Genomic DNA, 18,257 nt, shown 5'->3' with positions numbered 1-18,257 from the left:
ATTGCAAGCGCTGTGCCGAGTCGCCAAACCCCATGAAATGCCTGGTTTGCCCGCGCTTTTGCAGGCGTGACGCACCAGGAAATGGCAGGCGCAAGTGTCGGTGCGTGGCAATGCGCTACAACGGGGCGCGCTCAGCGCCTGCGCATCAAGCCGATAAAAAACAGCCCGCCAATCGCTGCCGTCGCCACGCCAATCGGCAGGTCTTCAGGGGCGATCAGCGTGCGTGCCGCGACGTCGACCCATACCAGGAACACGCTGCCCAGCAGCACGCACACCGGCAATAAGCGCCGGTGCTCGGCGCCTACCAGGCGCCGGGCGATGTGCGGCACCATCAGGCCGACAAAACCGATGGAGCCGCTGATCGACACCAGCACGCCGGTCATCAACGACGCGATCAAAAACACCTTGAGGCGCACGTTGCGTGCGTTCAGGCCCAGGGTCACGGCGGTCTGTTCGCCGGCCATCAGGGCATTGAGCGGGCGCGCCATGCCCGACAGCAGGGCCAACCCTAGCACCACCGTGGCGGCGGGAATCGCCAGCAGCTCCCAACGCGCCAGGCCCAGGCCGCCGAGCATCCAGAACATCACCGCTGAGGCGGCGCGGTGGTCGCCCATGAACAGCAGCAGGTTGGCCACCGCCATCATCACGAATGACACCGCCACGCCGCAGAGCAGCAGGCGATCACTTTCCAGGCGGCCATTGCGACTGGCCACGGCCAGCACCACCAGCATGCTCAGCAGCGCGCCGATGAAGGCCGCAATGGGCAGGGTCAGCAGGCCGATGACTTCGCCCACATACAGCACCACGATCACCGCGCCGAGGGTGGCGCCGGATGTCACACCGAGCAAATGTGGGTCGGCCAACGGGTTGCGCGTCACGGCCTGCAACACCGCGCCGATCAACGCCAGCCCGGCGCCCACCAAGGCGCCGAGCAGCATGCGCGGCACGCGGATCAGCCAGACGATATGTTCCTGGCCCGCACTCCAATCCACTTCACCGATGCCGCACGTCTTGTGCAGCAGGATCCGCCACACCACGTCCACGGGTACCCGCGCCGAACCGAACCCCAGCGAGATCACGCAGGAGATCAGCAAAAACGCGCCCAGGGCACTCAGCAGCAAGGCGTAGCGACGGTCGATCATTCGCCGTGGAACCCCTTGGCCAGGGCTTGCACCGCCAGCACGTTGTCGATACCCGGCGTGGCCTGCACGTACGGGATCACGATAAAGCGCTGATTCCTGATGGCGTCCACCGATTGCAGGGCCGGGTTATCGAGCAGAAATTGCTCTTTCTGTTTGGCCGTGATTTCGCTGTAGTCGACGATCACGATCACCTGCGGGTTGCGCTCCACCACGGTTTCCCAGTTGACCCGGGTCCAGCTGGCGTCGACGTCGTCGAGGATATTGCGCCCGCCAGCGGCGTCGATTAACGCGTGTGGCATGCCCAGGCGTCCTGACGTCATGGCGCGGTCTTCGCCGCTGTCGTAAAGAAACACCCGTGGCTTGTCGGCGGGCAGGTCTTTTTGTACCTCGGCCACCTGCGCCTGCATCTGGGCGATCAGCGCGTTGGCACGGTCTTGCACGTCAAAAATCTTGCCCAGGTTGCGCAGGTCGTTATAGGTGTCTTCCAGTGTGGCAGCGGGGCGCTTCATCACGAACGCGCACGACTCGGTCAGCTCATACACGTTGATACCCAAGGGTTGCAGGGTGTGCGGCGTGAGGTCGCCGCCCACGCGCATGCCGTAGTCCCAGCCGGCGAAGAGGAAATCCACGTTGGCATTGAGCAAGGTTTCCACCGACGGGTATTTGCTCGCCAGCTCCGGCAGGCCGTCGAGGATCGCGGCCATGTCCGGCGGCACTGACTTCCAGCCCGTCACGCCGCTGTAGCCGGCCATGTGTGGCTTGAGGCCCAGGGCGAGCATCATCTGGGTCATGTTGATGTCGTGGCTGACCGCGTGTTGCGGGGCTTGCTGGAAGGTCACGTCGCGGTTGCAGCTCTTGATGGTCAGCGGGTAATGGGTGGCTTCGGCGAACGCTTGGGCAGTACCGAGCAACAGTGCGAGAGACAGCAGGGCGCGCAGGATCATGGTTGGGTTATCCAGGTGATTCGGGGGTAGCCGGACAAGGGATGGGTGTCGATCAGGGCTTGGACGCCAAACACGTCGCGCAGCAACGCGGCGGTCAGCACTTCATGGGGCGTGCCGCTGGCGACGATGCGCCCGTGATGGATCACGTACAGGCGATCACAGAACGCGGCGGCCAGGTTCAGGTCGTGGATGCTCGCCAGGGTGCCGATTTTCAACTGCTTGACCAGCCTTAACAGCTCCAGCTGATAGCGCGGGTCGAGGTGGTTGGTCGGCTCATCGAGGATCAACAGTTGCGGTTGCTGGGCCAGGGCACGAGCCAGGATGACGCGCTGTTTTTCACCGCCCGAGAGGGTGGCGAAGGCGTGGTCTGCGAAACCCTGCATCCCCACCGACTGCAGTGCGTTGCGGATCAGTTGCTGGTCGTGCTGGGTGTCGCTGTCGAACAACCCCTTGTGGGGTGTGCGGCCCATGGCGACCACTTCATCCACGCGCAAGCCGAACGCGTCGGGGAATTCCTGCAGCACCACCGCGATGCGTTGCGCACACCACTTGGCGCTTTGCTTCCAGACGTTCTGGTGCTCAAGCATCACGTCGCCGCGCTCCGGCCGGGTGAATCGATAGGCACAGCGCAGCAGGCTGGTCTTGCCGCTGCCGTTAGGCCCGATCAGGCCGACAAACTCTCCGGCAGCGACCTGCAGGCCGGCGTCACGCAGTTGGAACTGGTGAAGGCAGTGGTCGTGGCCGGGTGGAGTCCAAGCCAGGTCGGTGAGGGTGAGCGAGGTCATTAAAAGGTGTAGTCGGCAGTAATGAACATGGAACGAGGTACACCCAGAATCCACTGCTGCCCATCGTTGTACTGGCTGACTGCATAAGTGCGATCGAACAGGTTGTTGAGTTGCAGGCCCAGTGTGGTGTTGCGCATGGCGTTCCACGACAGCGTCGCATCGACCACGGTGTAGCTCGGCAACTCGTTCTGGTTGGCCATGTCGGCATACCGTGCATCGACATAACGCACACCGGCACCGGCACGCACGTTGTCGGTCACGGCCTTGCTCAGCCACAGGTTGGCGGTGCGGCGCGGCACGTCCACTGGGCGGTTGCCGTCGCGCGACACCTGCACGCCGCCGACGTCCTGTTTGAAGTCGTCATACTGCGCTCGCACGATGGCGGCGTTGGCTTGCAACTGCCAGGCGTGAGGCAGTTGCAGGTCGAGGCTGGCCTCCAGGCCGTTGGAGGATTGTTGGCCGACTTGCTGCTTGAAATCCGGGGCGCCCGGCACGTCCGTCAGCAGCTTCTTCTTGACGATGTGGTAGGCCGCCAGGGTCCATTCACCCCGTGCGTCCCAGAATGCTTGCTTGATACCAACCTCGGTCTGCCTGGCAGTGGACAGGTCGAACTGCTGCTGGCTCGGGCTCAGGGAAATCAGCCCGCCGACGCCGTCGGTGCTGGTGGCGTACTGGCCGTAGACCGAAGTCTGCGGGGTGATCGCGTAGACCAGGCCGGCTTTCCAGTTATTGCCGGTGAGGGTTTTATCGGATTGGCCACCGGTGCGCAGATCGTCGCGGTCGATGTGCGCGTAGTCGCGGCGGATGCCGGTGACCAGCGCGAGTTTATCCGTGAGTTGCAGGCGGTTTTCCGCAAAGCCGGCCACCGTCCTGGTGGTGGTGGCGAACACCGGGTTGAACGGGTCCTGGCTGGCAAATGGCGCAGGCGCCGGGTGATACAGGTCGACGGGTTGGCCGGTTTGCGCCACGTCATTAAACGGCGTGTTGCTCGCCAGGCGGAAGCGGATGCGGTTGTATTCCAGGCCCGCCACGGTCTGGCTGTCGAGGCCGAACAGGGTGTGCTTGAAGGTGAAGGTCTGGCGGTCGCCCACCTGTTCCTGATCGTGCTTGATCCCGAAGTTGCCGCTGCGGGTCAGTTGGCCGTTGGTGAAATTGTAGTTCTCGGCGTTCTGCCAGCGACGCTGGTTTTTCAGGTAGTACAGCTCGTTGGTGGCGCTGACGTTATCGCTCAACTGCCACTCGCTGGTCAGGCGTGTCCACTGGTCGTTGTAGTGCTGAGTGTCGTTGCTGACGTTGTAGTTCTTGTCGCGCAGGCCCTTGTGCAACTGGCCGTTGATCAGGGGCGTGCCGAAGTAGTTTTGTGGGCGCTGGTCGCCGTAGTCACTGGCCAGGGTGAAACTCAGGTTGTCGGCCGCCTGCCAGCGCAGGGCGCCGCTGATGAAGTCGCTGCTGGCGTCCCCACGGTCGATGAAACCGTTGCTGCGCAGGCGGTTGAGGTTCAGGCGGTAGCTCAGGGTATCGGTCAGTGAGCCGCCACTGTCCAGGGCTTGTTGCTGGCGGTCGTAGGAACCGTAGCCGAGGCGGATGTGGTTTTCGATCGCGCCCGTGAAAGGCCTTTTTGGGACCGTATTGACCACCGCGCCGGTAGCGCCTTCGCCGTACAGCACAGAGGCCGGGCCACGCAGCACGTCCACCCGTTCCACCGCCCAGGTGTCCACCGGGAAGGTCGAGGTGCCCATGCCGGTGTACATGCGGTTACCGTCGTACAGTTGCATCACCGAGCTTTGGCCGGTAAAGCCACGGGCTTGCAGCGAGGTGCCACCGTCGCCCGGGGTGCCGGTGCGGGTGATGCCGGTGGCGCGGGAGATGGCGTCCTGCACGCTGGCGTCGCCACGTTCTCGGATCTGCGCGCCGGTCTGGCTTTCTACGCTGCCGGGGGTTTGCAGCGCCGTCAGGTTCAGGCGCGAACCGGCGGTAGTCGGCGTTTTGAGCTCGACGCGTTCGTTATCGACTGCCGGTGCCGTGATGGCGCTCTCGGGCAGGGTCATGGCCTGGACGTTGGTATGCAGGGCGAGCAGGCACAGGCCGCACGCTAGGGAGTTGTTCATCGGTCGATTCAATCGCTTCTTGAAGGGGGGCTCGCCGCAGGGCGCGGCGAGCAACGATAACGCAGAAAGTGTTATAAGTTAACACTTATTGGCTGCGCGACAACAGTCGCGCAAGGCTACACAAGCCCGTAGCGTCGGGCATCTCGCCTGTTTCATGCTTAACCTGAGGCAGATTCACCTTGGGCAAAAAAGCGTGACAGCACCAGGCGATCCAGCGCCCACACCAGGATCAACGATGCGCCCACCAACGGGAAAATGATCGCCAGCCCGAGCATGATCACCATCGCGGTTTTCCACTTCGGCACGTCATGACGCAGCGGCGGCACGCCCAGCCCGCCCTGTGGCCGACGCTTCCACCAGATCACCACGCCACTCACCGCACTGAGCAGGATCATCAGGCAGATCAGCAGCACGATCAGTTGGTTGACCCAGCCGAACATCTTGCCTTCGTGCAACATCACGCCGGTCTCGGTGGCGCGTGCGACCAGGTTGTAATGTTCCCAACGCACATCGGCCAGGACCTTGCCGGTGTACTGGTCCACATGCAGGGTGGCGTCATTGCGCGGGTCGTTGGCGAACACGGCAACAGTGAACACGCCGGTGGCGGTGGTGGGGAAGGTGATGCTGTAGCCGGGCTCGACCTTGCGTGCGTTGGCCAGGTCGACCACCTGTTGCAGGCGCACGGTCGGCGCGGCAGGGCCCGCGTGCATGGCGCCATGGTTCATGTGTTCGGCATGGTCACCGGACATTGGCATCGGCGTGTTTTCCATGGCCCAGGGCACGGTCTGTTGGGTGGCGGTGTTGAGCGCGCGTGCCTGCTGGTCGGATTGCGGCACGTTGTTCCACATCGCCGCCGGGAAGGTGTTCCACAGGGCGGCGTATTGCTTGCCCCAGAAGCCCGTCCAGGTCATGCCGCTGAGCAGCATCACCAGCAAAAACCCTGCGCCCCAGAAACCGGCGACGGCGTGCAGGTCACGCCAGAACAAGCGGCCACGGCTGTTGAGTCGGGGCCACAACACGCCAGCCGATGACTTGCCGCGTGGCCACCACAGGTACAGGCCGGACACCACCAGCATCACGCCCCAGCCGGCGGCGAGTTCGATCAGGCGATCACCGACGGTGCCGATCATCAGTTCGCCGTGCAGGGCGCGGGCGATGGCTTGCAGGTTGTAGTTGGCGTCCTGCTCACCCAGGACGGTACCGCGATAGGGGTCGACGAATACCGTCACTTCGCGGCCTGCGTGTTGCATCACGAACTGTGCGCTGCCGGTGGCATCGGCGGGCGGCAGGTACTTGCTGATCACCGCCTGGGGGTAGGCGGCTCTGGCGCGTTGCAACTGCTCGTCGGCGCTCAGTGCGTGTTCGGCGGCGGGGACGGTGAGCAGGTGGCCGTACATCAGCGGGTCGAGCTGGGGTTTGAACAGGTAGATGATGCCGGTCAGGGCCAGCAGCACCATGAAAGGGGCGACGAAAAGGCCGGCGTAGAAGTGCCAGCGCCAGGCCAGGTTGTAGAAGGAAACTTTTTGTTGAGTGCTCATCAGGGCTCCGCAAGGCTTTTGATTTTTTGTGTCAGTTACACCGCTATCGGGGGCAAGCCCCCTCCCACATTGGATTGAGTTCACATAGTTGGATTTGGGAACCCGGTCAAGTGTGGGAGGGGGCTTGCCCCCGATGCTGTTAGAAGCTCATATCCACCTTGGTCCAGAGCGTACGCCCCGGTTCCTTGATGGCCTGCGGGTCGCTTGCCGGGTAACCGAACCCGGCATTCCCCGCCAGGTTCAAATGCTCGGCATAAGCCTTGCCGAACAGATTGTCGACCCCGCTGCTGACCTTGAAGTGCTTATTGATGCGGTACGCCGCGTTCAGCGAGAACACGCCAAAACCACCACTCTTGTCGTAGTCCTTGCCGACCACGTTGCCCTTGTCCGGGTCGATGCGGTGTTGCGCCGCGACCACGCGCCACAACGCGCCGGCACTCCAATCGTCCTGGCTGTAGGTCAGGCCCAGGCGCGCATCCAGCGGCGGCATCTGCGGCAGGGCTTTGCCGTCGCTGCTGTTCTTGCCCCAGGCGTAGGCCAGGCTCGCGTCGGCCTTCCAGTGAGTGGTCAGCTTGTACGCCGCGCCCAGTTCACCGCCCATGATGCGCGCGTCGACATTGCGTGCCTGGGAGGTGGTGCCCATCATGCCGGGCCGGTAGTCGAACAGGATGAAGTCGCGCACCTGGCCGACATAAGCCGAGGCCCAGGCTTCAAGGTTGGCGGTTTTGTACTGCGCGCCAACATCCAGCTGGGTAGTCTTCTCGGGCTTGACGCCGTCGAAGGCATTCACCGAGCCGGCCGCCCCGGTGTTGGGGGAGAACAGTTCCCAGTAGTCCGGGAAGCGTTCAGCATGACCCAGCCCCGCGTAGACGGTAGTGGGCATGTCCGCCAGGTCGTGCTCGTAGCGCACGAAGCCGGAGGGCAAGGTGTCTGCGCGGGTGGCGTCGGCGGTGGGGTTGGGACGGCTCATCATGCCCGAGCCGGTACGTTGACGAAAATCCCTGGCCGAGGCGCGATCCAGGCGCGCACCGGTGATCAGGCGGTCGTTGTCGGCGGCGTACCAGGTCAATTCGCCAAACACACCGTAGTTGTGAAAGTTGGCGTCCTTGCTGCGCGGCAGGTCCTTGTAGGTGTCGATGCCCATGCTGCTGCGCGCGCGGTGTTCATTGGTCTGCGCGTCCAGGCCGCCGATCAGTTGCACGTCGGCCCAGCGCCAGGTCGCTTTGATCCGCCCACCGAGGGTGCGACGGTCGACGTTGGAGGCCATGGGCCCGGCCATCATTCCCGTGCCGGACGGTATGCGCAGGCTGTAGTTGTCCATGACGTGGTCGGCGTAGTTGTAGTAGACCTGGGCCTCGACCTTGTCCAGCACCTCGCCGATATTGGATTTTTCGAAGCGCAGCCCGAGGCTTTCGCGCAGGAACTGCGAGCCGTCCATCCCGCGCCCGGCATAGCGCGCTTGCCCATCGCCACGGCCGGCGGTGAGTTCCAGCAGGGTGTCGGCGTCGGGGGTGAAACCCACTGCTACATCGCCATTCCACTTGTCATAACGCGAAGCGACGGTGTCGTTGTTGCCGTCCTTGTAGTCGTCGGCATGGGCCTGGTTGCCGATCACCCGTACGTAGCCCAATGGCCCACCGGCAGCGGCGTCGACGACCTTGTCGAAGCGCCCGTTGGATCCGGCCAGCACACTGGCATTGACCCGCGTGCCCAGCTCGCCGAACTGCTCCGGCTCGCGGTCGAACAGAATGGTGCCGGCTGACGCGCCGGGGCCCCAGAGCACGGTTTGCGGGCCTTTGATCACGGTCAGCCTGTCGTAGGTTTCCGGCGAGATGTACGAGGTGGGCGCATCCATGCGGCCCGGACAGGCGCCGAGCATCATGCCGCCGTTGGTGAGGATATTCAGGCGCGAGCCGAACATGCCGCGCAGTACCGGGTCACCATTGGTGCCGCCGTTACGCACCAGGGCAAAGCCCGGGATGGTCTTGAGGTAATCGCCGCCGTCGCTGGCGGGCACCGGTTGGCGCGGGTCCTTGGGGTTGGTGACAACGGTGAGTGGCGAGCTGGGGGCGATCGCGGTGATGACCGTGGGGCTCAGCTCGTGTTCGTCAGCATGGGCGTAGGGCGCAAGCAGTGCGCCGCACAGAGCGGCGAAAACCGGGGCAGCGCCCAAACGGGTGTCAGCAGAAAACCTGGACATGACAAATTCCATCAATCAATCGTAAACAACACGGCCAGCAGCCTGCGGCTGTCTGTTTGAAGTCGGCCGGGGTGAAGTAGCGCGGTGAAGGGCTTACGACGCGATGGGCGGCGCACGACTGCGGGCGCCGGGGAAGATGCTCTGCCCGGCATGGCCCAGGCGCGGCGTGGGAATCAGCGCGTTGGCTGGCGGCGGGGTGCCGAGCGTGACGTAGGAGACGCTGCCGGGCAGGGCCGGGCAACTGAACAGCAAGCTGCAATAGCCGCATTTTTCCCAGAGAACATGATGTTCGTCGGGGGCTTTGCTCGGCTTGGGCTCGCCGTGGCACGCGGGCATGTCCATGGACATACCGGCGTGATGATCCATCGGCATCGCTTGGGAAATCAGCGGACCGATAAAAATCATCAGCATGGCGAACAGGCTGATCCAACTGCCGCGCATCAGGCGGCGGTGTGGAGATAACCTGGCGCTGCGGGCGCCCATCGGATGGGCTTACTGGGCGTGCACAGGCCCATGGCCGGCCATCGGCGGCGCTTTCTGCACCGACACTTGCACTTGGACCTTGCCGGCTTTTTCGAAGGTCAGGGTCAGTGGGAACTGCTTGCCATCGGCCAACAGGCTGCGGTCCTTGAGGCCCAGCAGCATCACGTGATAGGCCATCGGCGCGAAAGTCAGTTCACCCTTGGCCGGTACGGCAACGCTGGGTACTTGCTGCATCTTCATCAGGTCGCCTTGCATCACATGCTCGTGCAGTTCGGCTTTCTCGGCGACGCTGGTTTCAACGCTGAGCAGGCGATCCGGGGTAGCCCCGGTGTTATGAATCACAAAGTACGCCGCGACGGTGGGCGCATTCGGTGGCAACTCCTGGGACCAGGGGTCGCTGACCAACAGGTCACCGGCCTTGTAATCCTCGGCATTGGCAGCACTGAACACCGGCAGCAGCAAGGCCGCCAGAAGCAGGGAAGATTTAAGCATGGCAGTTCTCCGGAACGGTTCTAAACGCAGTTCACTTGCGAAGACGATCAGACCGTTGGAGAGGCGCGGGGGTTGAGGCTCGGCCATTGCTGGCGCGGGGTGGGAGTTTGCAAGGATCGCGGCGCCAGGCTGTGGACCGTATCGAACCGCGTCACATACACCTGCGGCCCATGCCCCGGCAGCGCCACCCACGGCGCCGAGCCCGAGCAACACCAGCAATGCTGCATGGCGGAGTGATCGTCCGCCGGTGCCGGGAGTTCCAGCTTGCCCAGGGCAACGGCCTGCAGGCTGGCGCCATTGGATGAACAGAACCCGCCCCACATCAGGCGCTTGACCGGGTCATCGGTCTGCTGCATCGCACTGGCCAGCGGCATGGCAAACGCATTGAACAGCACTGCAAGGCAGGCGATCCAGGCAATTGCAAAGCGTTGACGGGCCATGGCGGATAATCCGTAGGGTTAAACGATCAGGCGGGTATTTAGCCTGATCGGGGGGGATAAGTAAAAACGCGTGGTGTGGTTTGGTGTCGCAGTGCCGGGTTTGAGGATAGACGGGGAATTGAGTGGGTGCCGAACTTCAAGGCTGCGCAGGTCAAGTGTGGGAGGGGGCAAGCCCCCTCCCACATCAGGTCGGTGTTGCTTAGCGGGGGTGTATGGCCTGTAGCACCGCCGTTACGGTGGTGAACTCTTGATCCACCGCCGCCAACACCGGCCGCTTCAACACCAACACCGGCACCCCGCGCTCCCGCGCCACTTCCAGCTTCGGCTCGGTGGCGGTGCTGCCGCTGTTCTTGCTGATCAGCACGTCAATTCGGCGTCGTTCGAATAACGCCCGCTCATCCTCGATGAGAAACGGCCCGCGCGCGCCGATCACTTCACACCGCTCATTGCCCGGGTACACATCCAGCGCTCGCAGCGTCCAGAACTGGTCGGCAGGGATTTCGTCGAGATGCTGCAACGGTTCGCGGCCCAAGGTGAACAGCGGGCGCTTGAAGGGCTTCAACGCTTCGATCAGCTCAGCCCAGTCAGACACCTCGCGCCAATCATCCCCCGCCTGCGGTTGCCACGCCGGACGTCGCAATGCCCAGCACGGCACAGCGCACAACTGTGCAGCCCGGGCCGCATTGTGGCTGATCTGCGCCGCATACGGATGGGTGGCATCGAGGATCAGGCTGATACGTTCATCACGAACAAACTGCGCCAGCCCCTCAGCGCCTCCATAGCCCCCGACGCGAACCTGGCAGGTCAGGTCGGTCGGCACACGGCCCACACCGGCCAGGCTGTAGATATGCGCCGGCCCCAAGGTGCGAGCAATGGCCAGCGCTTCCGTCACGCCGCCCAGCAGCAGAATCCTTTTCATAGCGGCTTGATCACTTCCAGCAGCGTGATCGGCAACGCCTGGCGCCAGGTATCGAACTCGCCCAATGGCTGCGCCTGGGCCACGTGGATGCGGGTCAGTTCGCCGCCATGCTCGGCGCGCCAGTTCATCAAGGTCATTTCACTTTGCAGGGTCACCGCATTGGCGACCAACCGGCCACCGGGCCGCAATTGTTGCCAGCAGGTATCGAGCACGCCGTCGCGGGTGAGGCCGCCGCCGATGAAGATGGCGTCGGGTACCGGCAGGCCGTGCAACGCGTCCGGGGCTTTGCCGCGAATCAGGTGCAGGCCGGGCACGCCGAGGGCGTCGCGATTGTGTTCGATCAGGCCTTGGCGGCCAGTGTCGGCCTCAATCGCCAGCGCACGGCAGCTGGGATGCGTACGCATCCATTCGATGCCGATGGAACCGCTGCCCGCACCCACATCCCACAGCAGTTCGCCGGGCATCGGCGCGAGGCGGGCGAGGGTCATGGCGCGCACATCGCGTTTGGTCAGTTGGCCGTCGTGCTGGAACGCCGAGTCCGGCAGGCCTGCCAGGCGCGACAGAGGTGGCGTGTCGCTGGAGGCCAGGCAATCGATGGCGACCAGGTTCAGATCGGCAGTACTGGGGTGTTGCCAGTCTGCGGCCAGGCCGTCGACGCGCCGCTCGTTCGCGCCGCCCAAGTGTTCAAACACCGTCAATTGGCTGGGCCCAAACCCGGCCTCCGTCAATAACGCAGCAATCAACGCCGGGCTGCCACCATCATTGCTCAGTACTAACAAGCGCACACCGCTGGCCAGGTGCGCGTTGATTGCCGCGAAGGGGCGGGCCACCACGGATACCGTCACCACGTCCTGCAACGGCCAGCCCAACCGCGCCGCTGCCAGGGACACCGACGACGGCGCCGGTAAAATCAGCAACTCATCCGCCGCAATCTGGCGCGCCAAACTGGCGCCCACGCCATAAAACATCGGATCTCCGCTGGCCAGCACACACACCGGTTCGCCGCGCTGTGCCAGCACCGGCTCCAGGGAAAACGGACTCGGCCACAGCTGGCGCTCGCCGCGAATACACACCGGCAACAGGTCCAACTGGCGTTGGCCGCCTATAATCCGCGTGGCGTGCAACAGGGCGTGCCGGGCATTTCTGCCCAGGCCCTTGAAGCCGTCTTCACCGATGCCTACAACCGTCAGCCAGGGCGACATAGCAATTCCTTGAACGACATCCGACGGGCAGGCTTTTCATGCCGTCGGACAAAGCAGGCATAATACCGCGCCTTTACCCGTCAACCGGTAGCCCCGTGAACTCAACGCCCACTGTGAATACCTTGCGCCCCTCGGCTTGTCCGGGGTTGCTGCGTATTGTCCAGGCGTTGGACGGTGGCATTTGCCGGGTCAAACTGGCCGGTGGTTCGATTACCGCGGCCCAGGCCAACGCCGTGGCGGACGCCGCCCAGGCTTACGCGGGCGGGGTGATCGAAGCGACCAATCGGGCCAACCTGCAGATTCGCGGGATCGGCGCCGAGCAGGACGCCTTGATCGCAACGCTGCTGGCGGCCGGCCTCGGCCCGAGCAATGCGGCCGGTGATGACGTGCGCAACCTGATGCTCAGCCCCAGCGCCGGCATCGATTCACAGATGCTGTTCGACACCCGCCCGATGGCCGCGCAGATCCTCGCCACGTTGGAAAACCATCCGCGCTTTCAACAATTGTCGGCCAAGTTCGCCGTGCAGCTGGACGGCGGTGAAGCCCTGGCGATGCTCGAGCATCATCATGACCTGTGGCTGTCGGCGTTTGTGCGCGAGGGGCAGACGCTGCTGGCGTTCGGCCTGGCCGGCTGCCCCGGCCTGAATGCGCCCGTGGCGGCCGTGCCATTGAACCAGGGCCATGCACTGGTGGTGGCGGTGCTGGAGGCTTTTCTCGACCTGGCGACGCCCGAGCAAACGCGCATGCGTCATCTGGCTGTGGATAAGTTATTGAGCCGCCTGAGCCTGCCGCTGCTGTCGGCCCGGGGCTTCAAACGCCCGGCCGGTGGTGCGTTGCTGCACATCGGAAGTTATCCCCAGCCCCAGAAGAATCAGTTCTACGTTGCGGCAGTCGCGCCACTGGGTCGCCTGGATCCGCTGATGCTTCAGGGCGCCGCGCAGCTGGCCAGCGAGTACGGCGATGGCACGTTGCGCTTCACGCCCTGGCAGGGTGTGCTGCTGCCTAACATTGAGCGCCCTGGCGCCGTCACCGAACGCTTGGGGCAACTGGGCTTTCTCTGTTCAATCGACCAGCCCTTGGCCCGCATGATCGCCTGCACCGGTTCCAGCGGTTGCGGCAAGGGCCTGGCCGATACCAAGGCCGATGCGGTGCAACTGGCCGCCTTGCAGCCCGGTGTCGAGGTGCACCTGTCCGGTTGCCCGCGCTCCTGCGCCGCCGCGCACACCGCGCCGGTCACCTTGCTGGCGGTGAGCCCCGGCCACTACGACCTCTATTTTCGCGACGCCGCCCATTCAGGTTTTGGCCGGCTGCACGCGCGCACTCTTTCCATTGAAGCGGCGGGCGCCCTGTTACGCGCTCGCCCACGGAGCAACACCGATGATTGATTACATCCGCGACGGTCAGGAGATCTATCGCAACTCCTTCGCCATTATTCGCGCGGAAGCCAACCTGGACCGCATCCCGGCCGATCTGGAAAAACTCGCGGTGCGGGTGATTCATGCCTGCGGCATGGTCGAGGCGATCGACGGCCTGCAATTCTCCGAAGGCGCGGGCAAGGCCGGGCGTGATGCGCTCGCGGCGGGTGCTCCGATTTTATGCGATGCGCGGATGGTCTCCGAAGGCGTGACCCGTACGCGCCTGCCGGCCAATAACGCGGTGATCTGCACCCTGCGTGACGACAGCGTGCCCGAGCTGGCGCGGGAGTTGGGCAACACCCGCTCCGCCGCTGCGCTGGAATTGTGGCGCCCGCACCTGGCAGGCAGCGTGGTGGTGATCGGCAACGCGCCGACCGCCTTGTTCTACCTGCTGGAAATGCTCGACGCCGGTGCGCCGAAACCGGCGTTGATCCTCGGTTTCCCGGTGGGCTTTGTCGGTGCCGCCGAATCCAAGGCGATGCTCGCCGCCGACAGCCGTGGCGTGCCGTTCGTGATTATGCAGGGCCGCCTGGGCGGCAGTGCCATGGCCGCCGCCGCCGTCAATGCGCTCGCCACGGAGGTCGAATAATGCAGCCACGCGGACGTCTGATCGGCCTGGGCGTAGGGCCCGGCGACCCGGAGCTGATCACCCTCAAGGCCCTGCGCCTGCTGCGCGAGTCGCCCGTGGTGGCGTACTTCGTGGCCAAGGGCAAGAAGGGCAACGCGTTCGGCATCATCGAGGACCATCTGGTGCCGCAACAAACCCTGATGCCCCTGGTGTACCCGGTGACCACCGAGGCGCTGCCGGCGCAGCTGTCCTATGAGCAAGTGATCAGCGACTTCTACGATACCGCCAGCGTCGACGTGGCCGCGCACCTGGATGCGGGCCGCGATGTGGCAGTGATCTGTGAAGGCGACCCGTTCTTCTACGGCTCTTATATGTACCTGCATGACCGCCTCGCCGAGCGCTATGAAGCGCACGTCATCCCGGGCGTGTGTTCGATGCTGGGCGGTGCTTCGGTATTGGGCGCGCCGCTGGTGTATCGCAACCAGAGCCTGTCGGTGCTGTCGGGCGTGTTGCCGCACGACGACCTCAAGCGCCGGCTGGCGGATGCCGACGCGGCGGTGATCATGAAGTTGGGGCGCAACTTCCACAAGGTGCGCCAGGTACTGGAAGAACTCGGTCTGGCCGGGCGCGCGCTGTACGTGGAGCGCGCCACCATGGCCAATCAGAAAATCGTGCCGCTGGACCAGGTGGAGCCGATGTCGTCACCGTATTTTTCGTTGATCATCGTGCCCGGTGAACGGTGGCAAGGTTGATGAGCCCGGCGATTGTCATTCTGGGCCAGGGTAGCCTGGCGACTGCGCGCAAGATCCAGCAGCGTTACCCGACGGCATTGATCCACGGCCTGACCGGCCGGGTCGACGGCGCGGACCAGAGCTACCCTGAATTCGGCGCCACACTGCGCCAGCTCTACCAGCAGGGGACGCCGCTGATTGCGCTGTGCGCCGCCGGCATCGTCATCCGTACCCTCGCGCCGCTGCTGCTTGAAAAAGGTGAGGAGCCCGCCGTGCTGGCCGTTGCCGAAGACGGCAGCGCCGTGGTGCCACTGCTGGGGGGGCTGGGCGGTGTAAATGTGATGGCGCGGGAGATCGCCGCCGCGTTGGGAGTGACGGCGGCGATCACCACCAGCGGCGAGTTGCGGTTCGGCACCTGCCTGCTCAACCCGCCCAAGGGCTATGAGTTGGCGGACCTGGAACTGGGCAAGCGCTTTGTCTCCGACCTGCTCGCTGGTGAAAGCGTGCGCATTGAAGGCGCGGCGCCCTGGCTTGCGCAGGCCAACTTGCCGCAGTCCCCGCAGGCGCGCCTGGCGATCCATGTGGGCAGTGCCGAGCGCGTGCCCGCCGCCAACGAATTGGTGATTTATCCGAAAACCGTCTGCGCCACCTGCAAGCCAGGCGTGCACCTGGCCGCACGTGTGCGCACGGCCTTGCATGAGGCAGGCGTTGCCGTGCAATCGCTGGCGTGCCTGCTCGCCAGCGATCTGCAGATGGCCGAAGCGTCGCTGCATGAGGCCGCGTTGGAACTGGGCGTACCGCTGCGGTTTGCCAAGGTCGAGCCGCAGGCGGACATCAGCCTCAGCGTGGCCGAACAGCCGTTGGACGTGTCACAGGTCGGCCGCCCACGCGGGCGCCTTGCCGTGATCGGGCTTGGCCCCGGGGCCGCTGAATTGATGGTGCCGGCCGTCAAGACCGAGTTGGCGCGCTGCACCGATGTGCTGGGCTACGAAACGTACGTGCGCATGGCCGGGCCGTTCCGTGATGATCAGGTGCAGCACTGCACGGACAACCGTGAAGAAATGCAGCGCGCCCGTCACGCCTTCGAACTGGCCGCCCAAGGACGCTCGGTGGTGGTGGTGTCGTCCGGCGACCCGGGTGTGTTCGCCATGGCCGCTGCGGTGATCGAGGCGTTGCATGAGTCCAGCGACCCGGCCTGGCACCAGGTCGACCTGCAAATCCTGCCGGGCGTCTCAGCTTCCCTGGCCACCGCTGCCCAGGCCGGGGCGCCGCTGGGGCATGACTTCTGTGTGATGTCGCTGTCGGATAACCTCAAGCCGTGGTCGATCATCGAAAAGCGTCTGGACCTCGCGTCCCAGGCTGACCTGGCCCTGGCATTCTACAACCCGATTTCCCGTGCGCGGCCGTGGCAATTGGGGCGTGCGCTGGAGATCGTCGCACAGCACCGCACCCCTGAAACGCCGGTGGTGCTGGGCCGTGACATCGGTCGCCCGGGCCAGACGCTGCGCGTCACCACGTTGGGTCAACTGGCCCCGGACCAGGTGGACATGCGCACCATGGTGCTGATCGGCTCGTCCACCACCTGCACCTTTGCGCGTGCCGGTGGCGGCGAGTGGGTGTACACCCCGCGCTGGTACGGCGATAAACCCGCCTGCTGAAAACAGCTCGGCGGCGGCCCGAAAGCTCCGAATGACACAGGGATTTTCCTGTTGTCGTTCGGGGCTTTTTCTTTTTTTCACGACGAAACAACGAGGCTCATCCTTCATGCCGCGTTATAGCTGGCCGGCGCGTTTTGCCGGGCCGCGCCAAGGGATGTTTGTCGCCTGGAAAGCCTGTCGGTGACTGGACTAGTGTGGTTACAAGCCCCGAGTCGGGGTGTACGTGGAGAATTGGAAATGGAGCGACACCACAGAAGGATCAACAGTACAAAACGGCGCAAGCTGATTGCCGCTTACAAATTGCCGGGTGCGCCGGGCACGCCCGCGACTTTACCGCTGGACACCGAAGATGACTGCAATGCGGCGGTGGTCAACAACGGGGTGATTTCTTTTGCCGAGGGGCTGTCCGGGCTTAACCGCGAGTACATCCGTAAAAGCTACCTGCTGGCCAGCCGTTACGTGAGCGATGTATTGAAGGTGCAGCGCGGCACTGAGGCGTGGTACGACGAATTTATCAACGTCATGGTCAGCCTCGGCTGGCTGCCGTTGCGCAGAAGCTTCGAGCGCGTTTCACGCGCCGGCAAAGGACTGACGGTGCAACTGGCGGCGCTGAATATCATCGGCGCGATGCTCGCCTCGATGTCGCTGTCGGGGCCGCTGCTCAGCCTGCTGCCGAAACTGGCCGCCGATGCGCTGGAGGCCATGAAGCAACAGTCGGCCTCTTTCGATTTGTTCAAGCGCAACAGCAGCGTGCACGAAGGCGGTGACTTCGGCGTGGCGTCCTGTGCTGAAACCAATGGCCAAGTGATGATGGTATTGGTGACCTACAGCAGCCACGGCGTGAGCAAACAGGTGGGGTTGCCGTTCCTTGAATGGGACAGCTCATCGTTCGAGGCCTTCAGCGGGCAGACCTGCCTGGTGCTCAATACCTCGGTGGTCAACGAAAAGACTATCCAGCTGATGCGCGACAGTGCCGGTGACAACGTGCAGTCGGCCATTGCCAAATACCGGATCTAGGTCACCAGATAGCCACGGACCCCGGTAAAGATAATTTGCGCGGCCAGGGCGCACACGAACAAGCCCATCAACCGACTGACAATCTGCAAGCCCTGGTCGCCAAGAATGCGTTCGATCCGATTGGACAGGTACAGCACCACACCCACCGTGAGACTGGCCAGGGCGATGCTGAGGATGGCGGTGAGCTTGTCGTCCCAATGGGGCTGGCTCACCCCCATTACCAGCAACGCACCGATGGTGCCGGGGCCGACCGTGAGCGGGATGGTCAGCGGTACGATGGTCACGTCCTGCTGCACGTTATCGGTTTGCACCGCCGATTTGCCCTGGGCCATGCCCAGGGCGGAGATAAACAGCACGCTGCCGGCGCCGATGCGGAACGCGTCCACGGTGATGCCGAACACACTGAAAATAACCCGGCCGAACAGGTACAGCAGCACGCTCGACACCAGCGTCGCCAACGCGACTTTCCACGCCAGGCGCCGCCGCTCCTTGCTGGAATAGCCGCGAGTCAGGCTGATAAAGCAGGACAGGACGAAGAACGGGCTGTAGAGCACCAGCATCTTCAGGTAAACGCTGAATAACACGTGGAGCATGGGGGGACTCGCGGGCGGTGGA

The 18,257-nt window shown here is 64.1% G+C and carries 17 protein-coding genes; 5 read left to right on the top strand and 12 right to left on the bottom strand.

Features of this window, described 5'->3' with window-relative positions; translation table 11 throughout:
* Positions 1–131: 131 nt before the first annotated feature.
* The 11 genes from BFQ04_RS14770 to BFQ04_RS14720 form a co-directional block, all read right to left on the bottom strand.
* Positions 132–1,142, bottom strand: coding sequence for a FecCD family ABC transporter permease (locus BFQ04_RS14770; RefSeq protein ID WP_065951465.1), 1,011 nt, complete (start codon positions 1,140–1,142; stop codon positions 132–134).
* Positions 1,139–2,086, bottom strand: a complete 948-nt coding sequence (locus BFQ04_RS14765; RefSeq protein ID WP_065951464.1) for an ABC transporter substrate-binding protein — start codon at positions 2,084–2,086, stop codon at positions 1,139–1,141. The genes BFQ04_RS14770 and BFQ04_RS14765 overlap by 4 nt, the downstream gene beginning before the upstream one ends.
* The gene (locus BFQ04_RS14760; protein WP_065951463.1) at positions 2,083–2,871 is read right to left on the bottom strand and encodes an ABC transporter ATP-binding protein; all 789 of its coding nucleotides are present in this window, start codon (positions 2,869–2,871) and stop codon (positions 2,083–2,085) included. The genes BFQ04_RS14765 and BFQ04_RS14760 overlap by 4 nt, the downstream gene beginning before the upstream one ends.
* A complete protein-coding gene (locus BFQ04_RS14755; RefSeq protein WP_065951462.1) occupies positions 2,871–4,979 on the bottom strand; it encodes a TonB-dependent receptor in 2,109 nt (702 codons plus the stop codon). Before BFQ04_RS14755 ends, BFQ04_RS14760 begins: the two co-directional genes overlap by 1 nt.
* A 158-nt stretch (positions 4,980–5,137) precedes the next feature.
* On the bottom strand, positions 5,138–6,517 hold the full coding sequence (locus BFQ04_RS14750; protein WP_065951461.1) for a PepSY-associated TM helix domain-containing protein: 1,380 nt from the start codon (positions 6,515–6,517) through the stop codon (positions 5,138–5,140).
* A 139-nt stretch (positions 6,518–6,656) separates the two neighbouring features.
* Entirely contained in the window at positions 6,657–8,717 is a 2,061-nt protein-coding gene (locus BFQ04_RS14745) for a TonB-dependent copper receptor (RefSeq protein ID WP_065951460.1), read from the bottom strand.
* Positions 8,718–8,810: 93 nt separating this feature from the next.
* Entirely contained in the window at positions 8,811–9,200 is a 390-nt protein-coding gene (locus BFQ04_RS14740) for a DUF2946 domain-containing protein (protein ID WP_065951459.1), read from the bottom strand.
* A gap of 9 nt (positions 9,201–9,209) precedes the next feature.
* A complete protein-coding gene (locus BFQ04_RS14735; RefSeq protein ID WP_065951458.1) occupies positions 9,210–9,692 on the bottom strand; it encodes a copper chaperone PCu(A)C in 483 nt (160 codons plus the stop codon).
* 47 nt (positions 9,693–9,739) lie between these two features.
* Positions 9,740–10,132 carry a DUF2946 domain-containing protein gene (locus tag BFQ04_RS14730; protein WP_065951457.1) on the bottom strand — a complete coding sequence of 131 codons (393 nt, stop codon included), beginning with the start codon at positions 10,130–10,132 and terminating at the stop codon, positions 9,740–9,742.
* Positions 10,133–10,331: 199 nt separating this feature from the next.
* Positions 10,332–11,051, bottom strand: a complete 720-nt coding sequence (locus tag BFQ04_RS14725) for a cobalt-precorrin-6A reductase (RefSeq protein WP_065951456.1) — start codon at positions 11,049–11,051, stop codon at positions 10,332–10,334.
* Positions 11,048–12,253: a bifunctional cobalt-precorrin-7 (C(5))-methyltransferase/cobalt-precorrin-6B (C(15))-methyltransferase gene (locus BFQ04_RS14720; protein WP_065951455.1), complete on the bottom strand. Its 1,206-nt coding sequence runs from the start codon at positions 12,251–12,253 to the stop codon at positions 11,048–11,050. Before BFQ04_RS14720 ends, BFQ04_RS14725 begins: the two co-directional genes overlap by 4 nt.
* A gap of 38 nt (positions 12,254–12,291) precedes the next feature.
* Between BFQ04_RS14720 and cobG the strand changes: the two genes are divergently transcribed.
* The 5 genes from cobG to BFQ04_RS14695 all read left to right on the top strand — a co-directional run bounded on the left by cobG (position 12,292) and on the right by BFQ04_RS14695 (position 17,642).
* Positions 12,292–13,638: a precorrin-3B synthase gene (gene cobG / locus BFQ04_RS14715; protein ID WP_065951454.1), complete on the top strand. Its 1,347-nt coding sequence runs from the start codon at positions 12,292–12,294 to the stop codon at positions 13,636–13,638.
* The gene (locus BFQ04_RS14710) at positions 13,631–14,257 is read left to right on the top strand and encodes a precorrin-8X methylmutase (protein WP_065951453.1); all 627 of its coding nucleotides are present in this window, start codon (positions 13,631–13,633) and stop codon (positions 14,255–14,257) included. The genes cobG and BFQ04_RS14710 overlap by 8 nt, the downstream gene beginning before the upstream one ends.
* A complete protein-coding gene (locus tag BFQ04_RS14705; protein WP_065951452.1) occupies positions 14,257–14,988 on the top strand; it encodes a precorrin-2 C(20)-methyltransferase in 732 nt (243 codons plus the stop codon). The genes BFQ04_RS14710 and BFQ04_RS14705 overlap by 1 nt, the downstream gene beginning before the upstream one ends.
* Entirely contained in the window at positions 14,988–16,625 is a 1,638-nt protein-coding gene (gene cobJ / locus BFQ04_RS14700; protein WP_065951451.1) for a precorrin-3B C(17)-methyltransferase, read from the top strand. The genes BFQ04_RS14705 and cobJ overlap by 1 nt, the downstream gene beginning before the upstream one ends.
* 237 nt (positions 16,626–16,862) lie before the next feature.
* On the top strand, positions 16,863–17,642 hold the full coding sequence (locus tag BFQ04_RS14695) for a hypothetical protein (RefSeq protein ID WP_065951450.1): 780 nt from the start codon (positions 16,863–16,865) through the stop codon (positions 17,640–17,642).
* On the opposite strand, the gene BFQ04_RS14690 is transcribed toward BFQ04_RS14695, so the two are convergent.
* Positions 17,639–18,235, bottom strand: coding sequence for a MarC family protein (locus tag BFQ04_RS14690; protein ID WP_065883442.1), 597 nt, complete (start codon positions 18,233–18,235; stop codon positions 17,639–17,641). The two genes, BFQ04_RS14695 and BFQ04_RS14690, sit on opposite strands and share 4 nt — an antisense overlap.
* Between the last annotated feature and the right edge of the window lie 22 nt (positions 18,236–18,257).

Origin of the sequence: Pseudomonas sp. 37 R 15 (assembly GCF_900004865.1) — a bacterium.
Taxonomy (GTDB): domain Bacteria; phylum Pseudomonadota; class Gammaproteobacteria; order Pseudomonadales; family Pseudomonadaceae; genus Aquipseudomonas; species Aquipseudomonas fluorescens_AM.
The sequence above is the reverse complement of the archived record's forward strand: the minus strand, read 5'-3'. Positions and strand labels throughout refer to the sequence as shown.